This window comes from Holzapfeliella saturejae (genome assembly GCF_037546065.1).
GTDB lineage: Bacteria > Bacillota > Bacilli > Lactobacillales > Lactobacillaceae > Holzapfeliella > Holzapfeliella saturejae.
Genome location: NZ_JAWMWG010000001.1, coordinates 550,071 through 565,510 on the forward strand (window position 1 = coordinate 550,071; position 15,440 = coordinate 565,510).

The following is a 15,440-nucleotide window of genomic DNA, read 5'->3' on the forward strand; positions in this document are numbered from 1 at the left end:
TTGAATAAATATACATAATATAAAAATATTCATTTTTAAAATGTTTTGTTAACAGGTGTTTGCGGGAGAAGGAGTGTATTTTTTAGTCTAAAAATCAAAAAAGTGTAAAAGATATCAAAAATTAATGATTTGTTATAAAATAAAAGAAGAATATTAAAGGAGATAGTAGTTATGAAAGATAAAGTTTCGAAGAATTTTTTTAGTGTGGCGATTTTAAATGTTGTCATTACACTAGCTGAATTCATTGGTGGATTTATGTCTGGATCACTGGCTTTGCTTTCTGATGCTGTGCATAATTTAGGTGATGTCGGTGCAATTATTTTATCCTTTGTAGCACACCTAGTTGGCAAAAAGAAGCAAAATTCTAATAAGACATTCGGTTATAAGCGAGCTGAAATTATTGCAGCCTTTGTTAATGCGTTTATTTTATTAGCAATGACGGTTTACTTGGTGATTGAGGCTTTTGAACGATTAAATGATGAAGTTACGATTGATGGTGAATTAATGCTAATTATTGCAATTATTGGATTAATCGCAAACTTTATTTCAATGATTGTGATGCATCAACATTCAAAAGATAATGTAAATATTAAATCTGTTTTCTTACACATGTTATCTGATGCACTTTCTTCAATTGGTGTTATTATTGCAGCTATTTTAATTAATGTTTATCACATTATGTGGGTTGATGCAGCAATAACTGTTATTGTGTCAGTCGTGTTGGCATATGAAGCAATTAAAATTTTGAAAAACACATTAAACATCTTAATGGAATCCAATCCAGATATCGATTTAAAAGCAGTTGAAGCAGATTTATGTCAGCTTGAGTTAATCAATGCCGTTCATCATGTTCACATTTGGCAATTTAGTGATGCTGAAATTATGTTAGACGCTCATATTAACGTTAATCCTGAAATCAAAGTCGAACAATTGGATAACTTATATGATGAAATTAATCAGGTACTAAAACAAAACTTTGCGATTTCACATGTTACAATTCAAGTTGAAAGTGCTAGAGGATTAAATGAAAAAATTGTTCCTCACGGTGAAAACGAAAACTAGTAGCAGGGAGGTTAGTGTGTGGTAAATTTACTATTGGTAAGACACGGACAAAGTACTGCAAATGCAAGTAATACCTACACAGGTTGGACAGATGTTGATTTGACACCAAAAGGTATTGAACAAGCAAAAAAAGCAGGGTATAAACTAGGACAGATTGCAGATGTTAGGTTAAAAAAAGTACACACTTCAGTTTTGAAGCGTGCAATTAAAACCGCAAATATTATCTTAGAAGAGCAGCACCTATTATATTTACCCATGTTAAAAAGTTGGCGATTGAATGAACGTCATTATGGTGGATTAGGTGGGTTAAACAAAGATGAAACTCGACGACTATATGGTGTTGAGACTGTTCAAAAATGGCGACGTAGTTTTGAGGCTATTCCACCCAAATCAGACAATAAACATTTTGACTACCGCTATAACCTTGTTCCTAAACAATCGCTGCCAGCATCAGAAAGTTTGAAAATGGCAAGTGAGCGGATTATTCCGTATTATGAAGAACAAGTTGCACAAGAATTATTAGCAGGGAACGACCAACTAATTGTTGCTCATGGCAGTACAATTCGAGCTTTAATTAAGTATTTAGAAGCAATTAGTGATCAAAATATTGATGGCGTTGAAGTCAAAAATAGTGAAATTATTCAGTATCAACTGGATAATCAATTAGCAATCTTGCAAAAAAATCGGTATTAAAAAAAGAGTGAACAATTAAGTTCACTCTTTTTTTTTGGTTTATTATTCAGCTAAAGCACCCATTGGATCCCAAGGAGCTAACACATGAGCTTCTGAGTTTTCGTAGATATCTTTTTGGTCAGCTGTTAAGAATTTTTTGTTGATAACAACTTGGTAAGTAAATTCTTCAAACCATGAGTCGCTCATTACAAAGTAACCTTTATGACCAACTTTATCTCCCCATGAGTTTTCAACTTTCCAACGAGTTGGTTGACCTTCAACTAAGTCAACACCAGTAATAACCATTGCGTGAGTCATTAAACTTTCAGCATAACCTAAACGGTCACCTTTAGTCATGTGTAAATCAACATCAAATAGTTCATCTGGTTTGTAAATTTCAGTATCCATGATACCAGCTTGACGATCAGAACTTTGACCAACATCTGAACCAAACCAAACAGTTTCGCCAGCTTCAAGTTGAGCAATTGTTAAACGTTTTAGTTCTTCAATTTCAAGGTTTAAGTGACGAACTTCACGTCCACCTACAACGTTTCCTAGTAGTTCAACATTGTAAGCTTGGTTGAATGGTTTATCTTCAGTTGGGGCATTGATAACAGAAACATAGTCTTCTAAGTTCCAGCCAATGTATTTTTCGAAGAATGATTGAGGTGTTAATTGAGCATCACGGTGATATTTTTTGTCACTATCCCGGTATTCAAAATCAAATGTTTTAGGAGGGTTACCTAAAGCATAAGCTAGCATACGATAAACTTCGCTTAAGAATTCGTTTTTGCGAGTTTCAACTTGTTCTCTAGGTGTTTGTTCGTCCATCAAACGACGTAATTCAACAGCATCACGACGTAATTTTAAGTTCAAGTTTTTGTTTAGTTGAGCAGATTTTGTTGCACTGAATGTTTCAGGCATCACTGATTTTGGAACTAAACCGTATTTTTGAACTAGGGCTACTAACATATCCCATTGCCCACCATCTTGTTGAGGCGTTGTTAATAAGAAATCAACTTTACGGTCACCAAGAGGTAGGTCTGAAGTTTCGATAACATTTTCGTAGAAGAAGTTTGCTTTTTCAAACTTGTCCCAGAAGAATGTGAAGTTTTGTGATAATTCAAAACCATTGATTTTAAATTCTTTTTGGAATGGGTGACGCATTGTGTTTAGAGCAGCAAACATCCAGCAACGACCTGATTGTTTTTGGTTTGAAACTTCACCAGTTTCAACTTCTACTGAAAAAGTAGGATCCATTGCGATTTGTGAATCCATGTTTTGACTACTTGCATTAATTCCATTAGTCATAACGGCACGTTGTAAAACGCGTGCTGAAGGGTGATTTTGAAAATCTTGTTCGATTTTAGCTAAATCTTGTTGTGAAATATCTTTAGACATAAAGGTTCCTCCTATGTAATTTGAATCTTGAAGTCATTGTACCTCAAATTAATATATTTTTCTAATTTTTTATTAATATTTAATTAACGAATTGTATCGATACACTCAGGACCTGCTTCACGACCGACGATAACTGTATTGACTGTATCAAGAAATAGACCGTGTTCGACGACGCCAACTTGAGATTTTAAATATTGGCCAAGCTCGTGTGGTTGTTTAATTTCACCTAGGTGTAAGTCAACGATGAGATTGCCAAAATGAGTTTTGACTGGCTCGCCATTTTCGTCTAAACGAAGTTTAGGGTTAAGGTTTTTGGCTTCGAATTTAAGTAATAATTGGTGTAATGCGGTTTTTAATACCTCAACTGGTAGTGGGAAAGAGCCAAAAGGTTCAGCTAGTTTACTGTCATCAACAATCCAAAGATTGCGTTTTGAAGCTGTTGCAACAATTTTTTCAAGAGTATGAGCAGCTCCGCCACCTTTAATACCTTGATAATCTGAGCTGATTTGGTCAGCACCATCGATAGTTAAATCTAATTCGTCAACATCATTTAAATCGACAACTTTAATGCCTAAGCTCTCAGCTTGGCGTTTTGTTCGTGAAGAAGTTGAGACGGTTGTGATAGTTAAATTTTCTTCTTTAATACGTTTTCCCAAAGCATCAACTAAAAAAGTAACAGTTGATCCAGTACCAAGGCCAAGTTTCATATTATCATGTATAAAGTTAGCACAAGCATATTCAGCGGCAGATTTTTTTAGTGTATTTTGATCCATAATCGGTAGAGGTCCTTTCAATTATTAATGGTTATACCAAATTTTTTGATAGTCAGAGTTCTTAATAAACTCTTTTTTTGCATAAGAACAAAGTGGTTGAACTTGTTGGTGATTTTTAATTGCAAAATCGACAACCTTTTTCACGAGTTCTGCTGCAATACCTTGTCCACGAAAGTCAGGACGCGTGAAGGTATGTTCGATAACCAATACTTGATTATCTTTAATTGTATCAAATCGAATTTCTGCTATGAGTTTTTGTTCCTCATCTACTTGGTAGAATCGATTCTTTTCTTCTAAAAATTCCACATTATCACCTCCATCTCTATTGTCTAAGAAATTTTTAGTAATATCAATGAAATTATGGGTTATCTTGTTTATAATAAATCATACAAAATAAAATGAGGGAGTTCTTTATGAAAAAAAGAGGATTTGAAATTGTAACCCGTTACCAAGATATGGGACTAAATTTACCAAAACGTCAAACAAGAGGTGCTGCTGGATATGACTTTGAGGCGGCAGAAGACTTTGAGATTCCATCAATCTGGAAGCTAAATTTTGTGCGTATTTTTCGCTTAATTAAAAATGGTCATAAATTGACTAAACAAGATGAACAGCTAGCTAATGAAACACTACGTCCATTTTTAGTGCCAACAGGAATTAAAGCTTATATGGGAGAAGACGAGTATTTAATGTTAGCTAATCGTTCTAGCAACCCAATTAAACGCCAACTTGTTTTCCCTAATGGTGTGGGAATTATTGATTCAGATTATTATGGCAACGATAAAAATGAAGGTGAAATTTTTATTCAAGTATTAAACTTTGGGCCTAAAACAATCAGAATTAAAAAAGGTGAACGTATTGGTCAAGGTATTTTTATGCCTTATCTAACTGTTGATGATGAATCAAATGATCAAAAAGAACGAACAGGAGGATTTGGTTCATCAGGTATGTAAAAAAGGAGGACGAGTTGATTGGCAAAGCCAAGAATTGAATATACTTGTCAAAACTGTGGTTATCATTCAGCCAGTTATTTAGGAAGATGTCCTAATTGTCAGGCTTGGAATCAGTTTGTTGAAACAAAAAAAGAAACAACCAAAGTTTCTAGTAAAGCAACACCAAGTCGGCGAATGACAACAACTGGTATTCGACAACCGCAACATCTAGGCGAGATTACGTCGACTAAAGAAAATCGCACTTCAACTCAGTTTCATGAGTTAGACCGTGTGTTAGGTGGTGGTGCGGTTAAAGGGTCATTAGTACTGCTAGGTGGAGATCCAGGAATCGGAAAGTCGACACTATTGCTGCAAGTCTGTGGTGCATTAGCTGAAAAGCAAACGGTACTTTATGTCTCTGGAGAAGAAAGTCCTAACCAGATTAAAATGCGAGCTCAACGTTTAGGAATTGATTCTGAACAATTATATATTTATTCAGAAACAGATATGAGTGAAATTCGCCAACAAATTAATGAGATGAAACCGGACTTTTTGATTATCGATTCAATTCAGACGATGAATGAACCTGAACTGGATGCTGTAGTCGGAAGTGTCTCGCAAGTTAAAGAAGTCACTTCTGAGTTAATGAAGATTGCTAAAAATGATCAAATTACGGTTTTTGTAGTGGGGCATGTCACTAAAAGTGGCGGGATTGCTGGACCAAAAATTTTAGAGCATATGGTAGATACGGTTTTATATTTTGAAGGTGAAGCTCATCATGCTTATCGTATTATTCGATCAGTTAAAAATCGGTTTGGAGCCGCTAATGAAATTGGAATGTTTGAAATGAAGGGTGAAGGTTTAGCAGAAGTCAAAAATCCTTCGGCTATCTTTTTAGATGAACGATTGCCTAATAGTACTGGATCAGCTGTGGTAGTTTCAATGGAAGGAACTCGCCCAATCTTAGTAGAACTTCAAGCACTTGTTACCCCCACTGCTTTTGGTAATGCTAAACGCACCTCAACGGGACTTAATACTCACCGTGTTGCCTTAATTATGGCGGTACTTGAAAAACGTGGTGGCTTGCTACTTCAAAATCAAGATGCTTTCTTAAAGGCAACGGGTGGTGTTCGTCTGGATGAGCCTGCTATTGATTTGGCAATTGCTGTGGCAATCGCTTCTAGTTACAAAGAAAAAGAAATCAAGCAAACTGATTGTTTTATTGGTGAAATTGGGTTAACTGGTGAGATTAGACGTGTAACTCAAATTGAAGATCGTATTAAAGAGGCACGTAATTTAGGCTTTAAACGCGTGTATATTCCTAAGAATAATTTGGTGGATTCATTAAAGCAATTTGATGGAATTGAAATCGTACCCGTAGTATCGCTCCAACAAGCACTAAATTACCTGTTTTAAGTTTTGAATTTTTTAAAAGAAACCTGTACACTTATAGCGTATTACAAATGAAAGAGGCGTTTGGATTGAGTAAAAATAAAATGAGAGTGCGTTATGCACCAAGTCCTACAGGACACTTGCATATTGGGAATGCAAGAACTGCATTATTTAACTACTTATTTGCTAGACATAACAAGGGTAAGTTTATTGTTCGTATCGAAGATACTGATACAAAACGTAACATTCAAGATGGTGAAACTAGCCAATTAGATAACTTAAGATGGTTAGGAATTGACTGGGATGAAGGTCCAGATGTTGGTGGTAAATACGGTCCTTATCGTCAATCAGAGCGTAAGGATATTTACTTAAAATATATTCAACAACTACTAGATCAAGGTCTAGCTTATCATTCATATAAAACAGAAGATGACTTAACAGCTGAACGTGAAGCACAAATCGAAAAAGGTATTGCACCTCACTATGTTTATGAATACGCTGGCATGACTGATGACCAAATCGCAAAATCACAACAAGAATCAGAAGCTAAAGGGCTAACACCTGTTGTTCGTTTCCGTGTGCCAAATGAGTTATACGAATGGGATGACATTGTTAAAGGTAAAATTAGTTTTGAAGGAAATACTGTTGGTGGCGATTTTGTAATTCAAAAACGTGATGGGATGCCAACTTATAACTTTGCAGTTGTTGTTGATGATCACTTAATGGAAATTTCACACGTTCTACGTGGAGATGACCATATTGCAAATACACCAAAACAATTGATGATTTATGATGCATTAGGATGGGACCGTCCTGAATTTGGTCATATGACTTTAATCGTTAACACTGAAACAGGTAAAAAATTATCAAAACGTGATGAATCAATCTTACAATTCATCGAACAATACCGTGAATTAGGTTACTTACCTGATGCAATGTTTAACTTTATTACTTTGCTAGGCTGGTCCCCAGTCGGTGAAGATGAAATCTTCTCTAAACAAGAACTAATTAAAGCATTTGATCCTGAAAGATTGAGTAAATCTCCAGCATCATTTGATGCTAAAAAATTAGAATGGGTTAACAACCAGTACGTTAAAACCGCTAACCCTGACATGTTGTTAGACTTATCTCTACACAACTTAATCGAAAAAGGGCTTGTTGAAAAAGATCCAACTCCTGAAAAAATTGAATGGGTTCGCCAATTAGTCTCACTTTATGCTGAACAAATGAGTTATACAGCACAACTTGCAGAATTTGCGGACATCTTCTTTAAAGAACCAGATACACTTTCTGAAGAAGCAATGGCAGAACTTGCCGATGAAACAGCACCGGTTGTTTTAAAAGCTTTCCACGATAAGCTAGAACAACTAGACCACTTTACAAGTGTTCAAATTATGGCTGTTATCAAAGAAATTCAAAAAGAAACCAAGGTTAAAGGACGTAAATTGTTCATGCCAGTCCGTATTGCAACAACACGTTCAATGCACGGACCTGGAATCGGTGAATCAATTGAATTGTTAGGTCGTCAAAAAACGATGAAACATATTCAACAAACACTTGATCAAATGAACTAAATTTAAAAGCGACTTGAATGACTCAAGTCGCTTTTTTTATTTTGCGGTTTATAATTGTGCTCACAACTTATATAATAAAACTATTCATTAAAAAACTTAGAAGGGATCCGCAAAGATGATAAAAATCTTCAATACGTTAACTCGAGAAAAAGAACCATTTAAACCTATTCATGAAAATGAAGTGAAGATGTATGTCTGTGGACCTACTGTATATAATTATATTCACATTGGAAATGCTAGAAGTGCGGTGTCGTTTGATACGATTCGCCGCTATTTAGAATATCGTGGCTATAACGTGACTTATGTTTCTAATTTCACGGATGTTGACGATAAGATGATTAAACAAGCTAAAAAAGAAGATATTACCGTGGATGAATTAGCTAATCGTTTTATCGATGCTTTTATGGCTGACACTAAAGCGTTAAATATTAAGCCTGCAACTGATAATCCAAGAGCCACACATATGATTGGAGATATTATCGAATTTATTGAAGCTTTAGTTAAAAAAGGCTATGCTTATGAAGTTTCAGGTAATGTTTATTTCCGTGCTCGTCATTTTCAACATTACGGAGAACTATCCAAACAAAATATCGAACAATTAGAAAATGGGGCTTCTCAGCATTTAACGCAAGAGGAAGTGGCAACTAAAGAAGACCCACTTGATTTTGTATTATGGAAACCCCAAAAAGAAGATTCAGAGATTGCGTGGGATTCACCATTTGGTAAAGGTCGTCCAGGTTGGCATATTGAATGCTCGGTGATGTCAACTAAACTACTAGGTGAAACATTTGATATTCACGGTGGTGGACAAGACTTACAATTTCCACATCACGAAAATGAAATTGCACAAAGCGAAGCCAAAACTGGACAAAAATTTGTCAATTACTGGATGCATAACGGGTTTGTAACCGTTGGTAATCAAAACGAAAAAATGAGTAAGTCAGCTGGTAACTTCGTAACTGTGCACGATTTGTTAAAACAAGAAGATGCAACCGTCTTACGTTTCTTTATGGCAAGCACCCAATATCGCCGTCCAATTCATTACAATGACGATAATATGCAAGAAGCACGTGAACGTGTGCAATATTTTAAAAACTTGTCTCAAAATATCGATTATCGCTTGAATGATCAAACAGAATCTAAAACGAATACAGAATTGAAAGAACTCGTTGAAACCAAAATTAGCGACTTTCAAACAGCAATGGACGATGACTTTAATGTTCAAAATGGACTAACCGTTCTTTATGAATTAATGCGTGCTATTAATCAACATTTACAAGAGTCAACTGTTGATAAAACTGTTTTAGCAGACTTTAAAGCAGAATTTGTCAAAATCATGACCGTTTTTGGCGTGCAATTTGAAGACCAATCAGCTGATTTATCAAAAGAAGTTGAAGCACTCATCCAAAAAAGAGATGAAGCCAGAAGTCAAAAAGACTTCCAAACAAGTGATCAAATCAGGGACCAATTAAAAGATATGGGGATTGTCATTGAAGACACACCTCAAGGAACAAGGTGGAAGAGAAATGAAGATTAAAGATCCGTCAATTTTAAATGCGGTAACCCTAGCTTATGTAGGAGATGGGGCATATGAGATTTTAATTCGTAAGCACTTAGTCGAATCAGGTATTGTTAGACCTAATCAACTACAAAAAACCGCAACAAAATACGTTTCAGCTAAAGCACAAGCAGCTTTAATTACACGAATGCAAGATGAAGATATCCTAACTGAAGAAGAACTTGCAATTTTCATGCGTGGACGTAATGCTAAAAGTCATACCAAGGCTAAAAACACCTCAACTGCAACCTATCATCTATCAACAGGGTTTGAAGCTGTCTTTGGCTTCTTATCATTGGACCATCAAGATGATCGTGTCATTGAATTGACGAATTGGTGTATCGAAAAAGTAGAATCAGGAGCAAATAATGAGTATAGATTCAAATAAACCATCCCAGGAATTTGTGTATGGGAAGCATGCAGCCGTTGATTATTTAAAAAATAATGAAGGCTCACGTGTTAATAAAATTTTCTTACAAAATGGTGTGAGTGCTGATTTTGAAAAGGAAATTAGAGGACTAGCTAAAAAATCACGTGTTGTAGTACAAGAAGTCCCTAAAAATAAAATTGAAAAACTAGTGGGCCATCAGGCTAATCATCAAGGAATTGTGTTAACGATTGCGAGTTTTGAATATGCCGACTTGGATGAAACTTTGGCTCAACTTGAAAACAAAAATCCGATGATTTTGATGCTGGATTCGATTGAAGATCCGCATAATCTAGGTTCAATTTTAAGAACAGCTGATGCCACAGGCGTTGATGCGATTATTATTCCAAAACATCGTGCTACAGGACTAACAAGTGTGGTGGCTAAAAGTTCAACAGGTGCGATTAATCATGTGCCAGTTATTCGTGAGACTAACTTGGTTAATACCGTTAATAAAATGAAAAAAGCTGGCTTTTGGTTCTTTGGGACAGATATGAAAGGCCAAGATTACCGTAAATGGAATGCAAAAGGTAAAACAGTTTTAGTTATCGGAAATGAAGGAAAAGGAATTTCTCGATTACTAAAAGAACAAATGGATCAAATGCTAACGATTCCAATGGTTGGTCATGTTCAAAGTTTAAATGCCGGTGTAGCTGCTGGAGTTTTGATGTATCAAGCCTTTAGTTCAAGAGAAATATAAAATAGGAGTGTTGCTTATGCGACACTTCTATTTTTTTGCGTAGATAAGGGCGTAATTTACGTTATTTGAAGTGCAATCTTGCTATAGTTAAAAAGCCACATAGGAGGGGCAAAATAATGAAATCAAAAACAGACAATGAGTTAGTGCAGTTAGTACGGTTGGATAATGATGATGCTTTAAATGAGTTAGTTATCCGTTATCAACCAATGATTAATCGTGTGAAATATCATTACTTTTTAAGAGATTATGACCACAACGATTGGCAACAAGAAGCGATGATTATCTGCTATGAAACGACGAAGTTATTTAAAATAGAAAAAGCTGTAAAATTTGGTGGTTTCTTCAAACTCAGACTACATAATCATGCTAAGAGTCTTTTGAGAAGAGAATCTGCACAAAAACGTAAATCTCAAACAGAAGCATTTTCTTATGAAAAAAGTTCAGAGTTAGGTATTGTCCCACCACAAGTTTATTTTGAAATGACACTACAAACTTTAAGATTTGTGGATTATTCAAAACTTGAAGAGCAATTAAAATTATTGTCTATTATTGAACTCAAAGCCTTACAAATTATTTTAGGGGAAAAGATGTTAGAGAACTTAACTGAAGCTGAACAAAAACGGGTACGGGCTGCTAAAGATCGCTGTCGAAAAAAATTATTGCAATTTTTAACAGAAAATGAGTCTTATTAGTTGTATTTTTGTATGGGTGGAACTACACTAAACTTGTAAAAAATAAATAGGAGGTAGTTACTATGGCAACTGCATATGTTGATCAAAAATTATTATTGGACACAAAAATGTCTGATGCGTTTGATTGGAGCAATAGCGACATCCCTGTAAGAGATGCCCTATGGGACTACTTCATGGACCACAATAACAAGAACACATTGGAGACAGAATCAAAAATGCGTCCATTTATGGACTGTGAAGATTCAAAAATCAAAGAATTTGTCGAATCTCATTTAAAATAAGATTTGCTTAAAAAGAGCTATCATTTGTTGACAGCTCTTTTTTTGTGTTAGATTTTTCTTGTCAGGGTAGGTAAAATAAGATAAAATTTAATCTATATCTAATTTTCGAGAAAAGAAAGACGGTGAGCTTATGAGTGATTTTTTTCAGGGGTTGTTCAAAAAAAGAACAGTTGATTTAAATCAAGTTAAAAATAGTAAGTTAGAAAAAACCTTAGGTGCTCTAGGATTGACCTCAATGGGAGTTGGGGCGGTTGTTGGTGCAGGTATCTTTATTACACCTGGTATTATTGCAGCACTTCACGCTGGACCAAGTGCTTATTTATCCTTTATCATTGCAGCCGTGGTTTGTGCTTTAGCAGCTTTGTGTTATTCAGAGTTTGCTTCAACCATTCCACTTGCAGGTAGTGCCTATACATATGTTTATGTTGTTTTTGGTGAAATTGTAGCTTGGATTATTGGATGGTCGCTAGTATCTGAGTACTTATTTGCGGTTTCATCAGTAGCAGTTAGTTGGTCTTCTTATTTCCAAAACCTATTAGGCGGGTTTTCAATTCACTTACCAGGATTTTTAACTCAGGCTTATGAAAATGGTCATGGTGGTGTCAATCTAGTTGCTGGGTTAGTTATTTTGGTAATTGGATTCCTACTTAGCCTAGGTTTGAGAGAATCAACTAAAATTAATGAAATTATGGTATTCATTAAAATTGCAGTTATTGTGTTATTCGTAGTGGTTGCGGCATTTTATATTAAACCTGAAAACTACTCTCCAGCTATGCCAAACGGACTTCCTGGCGTGCTATCTGGTGCAGCGATTGCCTTTTATGCTTATATTGGGTTTGATGCGGTTTCAACGGCTGCTGAGGAAGTTAAAAATCCTAAACGAGATATGCCAATTGGTATCATTTCAAGTCTGATTGTAGCTTCAGCACTATATGCAGCAGTTGCAATTGTTTTAGTTGGGGTAGTTCACTACACACAACTAAACGTTGGTGACCCTGTTGCCTTTGCACTACAATTTATCAACCAAAACTGGGTGTCGGGAATCGTTTCATTAGGTGCTGTTGCAGGTATGACAACGGTGCTACTTGTTATGGCTTATGGTGGAACACGTTTGATTTTTGCAATTAGTCGTGATGGGTTACTACCAAAATCATTATCAAAAGTTAACCCTAAAACACACGTTCCTGTTACAAATACAGTTATTTTTACAGTTGTTGCTGCTATTTTTGCAACCTTTATACCATTGGATAAAATTACAGAGTTAGTTAATATTGGAACCTTATTTGCTTTTGCAACAGTTTCAATTGGAATTATCTTCTTACGTAATTCAAAACAATACGATAAATTGGACCATCCATTTAAAGCACCATTTTACCCAGTACTTCCAATTGTGTCATTTTTAGCTTGTGTCTTTTTAATGTCACAACTTAAAGCATTGACTTGGCAAGTATTTGGTATCTGGTTTGTACTTGGATTAATTATTTACTTCACATATGGTCGTCACAATAGTAAAGTTCAAAAGACTAAACGCTAACGTTTAGTTTTTTTGTTTGAGCTGTCACTTTGTTTTGACTTTAAAAATAGTTTTTGCTATTGTTATATTGACTTATTAAGGAGAGAACTATGCCATTAAGAAAAGTAGCTTTGGCCTGTGTTAATTGCGGATCACGTAACTATACAGTGTCTGAAAATAAAAACCGTACTGAACGTTTAGAAGTGAAAAAGTTTTGTAAACATTGTGGAAAACATACGTTACACAAAGAAACGAGATAGGAGTTATTATGAAATTTTTAAAGAGTGTTTTTGCTGAAATGAAATTAGTCTCATGGCCTACACTTAAAGAAAATCGCCATGACACATGGGTTGTTATCTCAACAACAATCATGTTTGCTGTATACCTAGGATTACTAGACTGGGCATTCAGTTCACTCATGACTTCAATCTTTTAATCAATTGTCAAAATTATAAATATTTGATATACTCAAGTCGCCGATAAATCTCCATGCTGTGTGGGGATTTTTTATTTTGCGAAAAATTAAGGAGTAAAGTCACTATGGAATCACATGAGAAAAAGTGGTATGTCTTGCATACTTATTCAGGATACGAAAATAAAGTTAAAGCTAACCTAGAATCCCGTGCACAAACTATGGGAATGGAAAATCATATTTTTAGAGTTGCTGTACCTGAAGAAAAAAGTTATGACCAAGAAAATAGTGGAAAAGTTGAAATGGAAAAAACTTTCCCAGGATATGTTTTAGTTGAAATGGTTATGACTGATCAATCATGGTTTGTGGTTAGAAACACACCAGGTGTTACCGGATTTGTGGGTAGTCACGGTGCCGGAAGTAAACCAGCACCATTACTTGATGAAGAAATTGACCATATTTTACAACATATGGGTGCAACAACTCGCTATAGTGAAGAAGACTTCGAAGTAGGCGAAACAGTTTCTATCAAAGAAGGTGCCTTTGAAGGTATGGCTGGTAAAATTATCGAAGTTGATAATGAGAAATTTAAGCTGCACGTTGAAGTAGAAATGTTTGGTCGAGAAACTGATACAGAGCTAGACTTTAACCAAGTAGAAAAATTTTAATCAATAAAAATAAGCTTGCAAAAACAACATTTTAGTGTTATGTTAGTCAAGTATGTTTAGTATATGTGGGAGGGGAAATATACATCCCCACTATAACCACACACGGACTTGAGGAGGTATGTCACGTGGCAAAAAAAGTCGCAAACATTGTTAAATTACAAATTCCTGCAGGACAAGCAACTCCTGCTCCCCCAGTTGGACCTGCTCTAGGACAAGCTGGGATCAACATTGTTGGTTTCACAAAAGATTTCAACGCAAGAACTGCTGACCAACAAGGAATGATTATTCCTGTTGTGATTACAGTTTATGAAGATCGTTCATTCGATTTTGTTACAAAAACTCCTCCAGCAGCTGTTTTATTAACTAAAGCAGCCGGAGTAGCTAAAGGTTCAGGCGAACCAAACAAAAACAAGGTCGCTGAAGTTACAAAAGATCAAGTTAGAGAAATCGCTGAAACAAAAATGCAAGACCTAAACGCTGCTGATGTAGAAGCAGCTATGCGCATGGTTGAAGGTACTGCTAGAAGTATGGGATTTGTCGTAAAAGACTAATTTCATGACAGCGTCGGATTGTTAATGAAAGTTAACAAATCAAGTGGGAGGATTATAAATCCGATGACCACATTTGCAAGGAGGAAAACACATGCCAAAGCATGGAAAAAAATATATTGAAGCTTTGAAAAAAGTTGATTCAAGCAAACAATACTCAATCGAAGAAGCTGTTTCTTTAACAAAAGAAATGGATTACGCAAAATTTGATGCAACTGTTGAAGTTGCTTACAACTTAAACGTTGATCCAAGACAAGCTGATCAACAAATTCGTGGAGCACTTGTTCTTCCAAACGGAACAGGTAAAACTCAACGTGTTATTGTATTCGCTGAAGGTGAACAAGCTAAAGCCGCAGAAGCTGCAGGTGCAGACGTTGTAGGTTCTGACGATTTAGTAGAACGCATTCAAGATGGTTGGTTAGATTTTGACGTTGTGGTTGCCACACCTCAAATGATGGCCAAAGTTGGACCATTAGGTCGTGTACTTGGACCTAAAGGTTTAATGCCTAACCCTAAAACTGGTACAGTTACAATGGATGTTGAAACTGCAGTTAAAAACGTTAAAGCTGGACAAGTAACATACCGTGTTGATAAAGCTGGTTTAATCCACGCACCAATCGGTAAAGTTTCATTCTCAGATGAAAAACTTGTTGAAAACTTTAACGCACTAAACGATGTTATTTTACGTGCTCGTCCAGCATCAGCTAAAGGACAATACGTAACTAGCGTTTCTGTGACATCAACATTTACACCAGGTGTTCACTTGAACCCAAACGCTTAATTAATTGATTGACATCAGTCAATGAACTAGGCTATACTGTAATTATGATTTCTA

The 15,440-nt window shown here is 35.6% G+C and carries 19 protein-coding genes and 1 other annotated feature (1 of these 20 only partly in view); of the genes, 16 read left to right on the top strand and 3 right to left on the bottom strand.

The window, feature by feature from the left end; translation table 11 throughout:
• Window positions 1-171: 171 nt before the first annotated feature.
• A complete protein-coding gene (locus R4Y45_RS02650) occupies window positions 172-1,062 on the top strand; it encodes a cation diffusion facilitator family transporter (RefSeq protein WP_339968998.1) in 891 nt (296 codons plus the stop codon).
• Between the two features lie 18 nt (window positions 1,063-1,080).
• Entirely contained in the window at window positions 1,081-1,755 is a 675-nt protein-coding gene (locus tag R4Y45_RS02655; RefSeq protein WP_339969000.1) for a 2,3-bisphosphoglycerate-dependent phosphoglycerate mutase, read from the top strand.
• 42 nt (window positions 1,756-1,797) lie between these two features.
• Here the strand turns inward: R4Y45_RS02655 and R4Y45_RS02660 are convergent, their stop codons facing one another.
• From R4Y45_RS02660 to R4Y45_RS02670, 3 genes are all read right to left on the bottom strand, one after another.
• Window positions 1,798-3,135 carry a C1 family peptidase gene (locus tag R4Y45_RS02660; RefSeq protein WP_339969003.1) on the bottom strand — a complete coding sequence of 446 codons (1,338 nt, stop codon included), beginning with the start codon at window positions 3,133-3,135 and terminating at the stop codon, window positions 1,798-1,800.
• Window positions 3,136-3,218: 83 nt separating this feature from the next.
• Window positions 3,219-3,908, bottom strand: coding sequence for a ribose-5-phosphate isomerase RpiA (gene rpiA, locus R4Y45_RS02665; RefSeq protein ID WP_339969005.1), 690 nt, complete (start codon window positions 3,906-3,908; stop codon window positions 3,219-3,221).
• 24 nt (window positions 3,909-3,932) lie between these two features.
• On the bottom strand, window positions 3,933-4,214 hold the full coding sequence (locus R4Y45_RS02670) for a GNAT family N-acetyltransferase (protein WP_339969007.1): 282 nt from the start codon (window positions 4,212-4,214) through the stop codon (window positions 3,933-3,935).
• 107 nt (window positions 4,215-4,321) lie between these two features.
• Here R4Y45_RS02670 and R4Y45_RS02675 point away from each other — a divergent pair, with 107 nt between their 5' ends.
• The 14 genes from R4Y45_RS02675 to rplA all read left to right on the top strand — a co-directional run bounded on the left by R4Y45_RS02675 (window position 4,322) and on the right by rplA (window position 15,386).
• Window positions 4,322-4,861 (top strand): dCTP deaminase/dUTPase family protein, encoded by a 540-nt coding sequence (locus R4Y45_RS02675; RefSeq protein WP_339969009.1) that lies wholly within the window; start codon window positions 4,322-4,324, stop codon window positions 4,859-4,861.
• 18 nt (window positions 4,862-4,879) lie between these two features.
• Window positions 4,880-6,256 (top strand): DNA repair protein RadA, encoded by a 1,377-nt coding sequence (gene radA / locus R4Y45_RS02680; RefSeq protein ID WP_339969011.1) that lies wholly within the window; start codon window positions 4,880-4,882, stop codon window positions 6,254-6,256.
• Between the two features lie 65 nt (window positions 6,257-6,321).
• Window positions 6,322-7,806: a glutamate--tRNA ligase gene (gene gltX, locus R4Y45_RS02685; protein ID WP_339969013.1), complete on the top strand. Its 1,485-nt coding sequence runs from the start codon at window positions 6,322-6,324 to the stop codon at window positions 7,804-7,806.
• 115 nt (window positions 7,807-7,921) lie between these two features.
• The gene (gene cysS, locus R4Y45_RS02690; RefSeq protein WP_339969015.1) at window positions 7,922-9,343 is read left to right on the top strand and encodes a cysteine--tRNA ligase; all 1,422 of its coding nucleotides are present in this window, start codon (window positions 7,922-7,924) and stop codon (window positions 9,341-9,343) included.
• A complete protein-coding gene (locus R4Y45_RS02695) occupies window positions 9,333-9,752 on the top strand; it encodes a Mini-ribonuclease 3 (protein WP_339969017.1) in 420 nt (139 codons plus the stop codon). Before cysS ends, R4Y45_RS02695 begins: the two co-directional genes overlap by 11 nt.
• Window positions 9,739-10,491 (top strand): 23S rRNA (guanosine(2251)-2'-O)-methyltransferase RlmB, encoded by a 753-nt coding sequence (gene rlmB, locus R4Y45_RS02700; RefSeq protein ID WP_339970243.1) that lies wholly within the window; start codon window positions 9,739-9,741, stop codon window positions 10,489-10,491. The genes R4Y45_RS02695 and rlmB overlap by 14 nt, the downstream gene beginning before the upstream one ends.
• A 116-nt stretch (window positions 10,492-10,607) precedes the next feature.
• Entirely contained in the window at window positions 10,608-11,183 is a 576-nt protein-coding gene (locus R4Y45_RS02705) for a sigma factor (protein ID WP_339969019.1), read from the top strand.
• Window positions 11,184-11,245: 62 nt separating this feature from the next.
• The gene (locus tag R4Y45_RS02710; RefSeq protein ID WP_339969021.1) at window positions 11,246-11,464 is read left to right on the top strand and encodes a P8 family protein; all 219 of its coding nucleotides are present in this window, start codon (window positions 11,246-11,248) and stop codon (window positions 11,462-11,464) included.
• A gap of 130 nt (window positions 11,465-11,594) precedes the next feature.
• Window positions 11,595-12,998 (top strand): amino acid permease, encoded by a 1,404-nt coding sequence (locus R4Y45_RS02715; protein ID WP_339969024.1) that lies wholly within the window; start codon window positions 11,595-11,597, stop codon window positions 12,996-12,998.
• 89 nt (window positions 12,999-13,087) lie between these two features.
• Complete coding sequence (gene rpmG / locus R4Y45_RS02720) at window positions 13,088-13,237, top strand: 50S ribosomal protein L33 (protein ID WP_339969026.1); 150 nt, start codon at window positions 13,088-13,090, stop codon at window positions 13,235-13,237.
• 5 nt (window positions 13,238-13,242) lie between these two features.
• Entirely contained in the window at window positions 13,243-13,413 is a 171-nt protein-coding gene (gene secE, locus R4Y45_RS02725) for a preprotein translocase subunit SecE (RefSeq protein WP_339970244.1), read from the top strand.
• 104 nt (window positions 13,414-13,517) lie between these two features.
• A complete protein-coding gene (gene nusG / locus R4Y45_RS02730; protein WP_339969028.1) occupies window positions 13,518-14,057 on the top strand; it encodes a transcription termination/antitermination protein NusG in 540 nt (179 codons plus the stop codon).
• 125 nt (window positions 14,058-14,182) lie between these two features.
• Window positions 14,183-14,608 (top strand): 50S ribosomal protein L11, encoded by a 426-nt coding sequence (rplK, locus tag R4Y45_RS02735; protein WP_056974494.1) that lies wholly within the window; start codon window positions 14,183-14,185, stop codon window positions 14,606-14,608.
• Window positions 14,609-14,699: 91 nt separating this feature from the next.
• Window positions 14,700-15,386 carry a 50S ribosomal protein L1 gene (rplA, locus tag R4Y45_RS02740; protein ID WP_339969030.1) on the top strand — a complete coding sequence of 229 codons (687 nt, stop codon included), beginning with the start codon at window positions 14,700-14,702 and terminating at the stop codon, window positions 15,384-15,386.
• A gap of 36 nt (window positions 15,387-15,422) precedes the next feature.
• Window positions 15,423-15,440, top strand: a sequence feature (ribosomal protein L10 leader region); it runs 108 nt beyond the window's last position.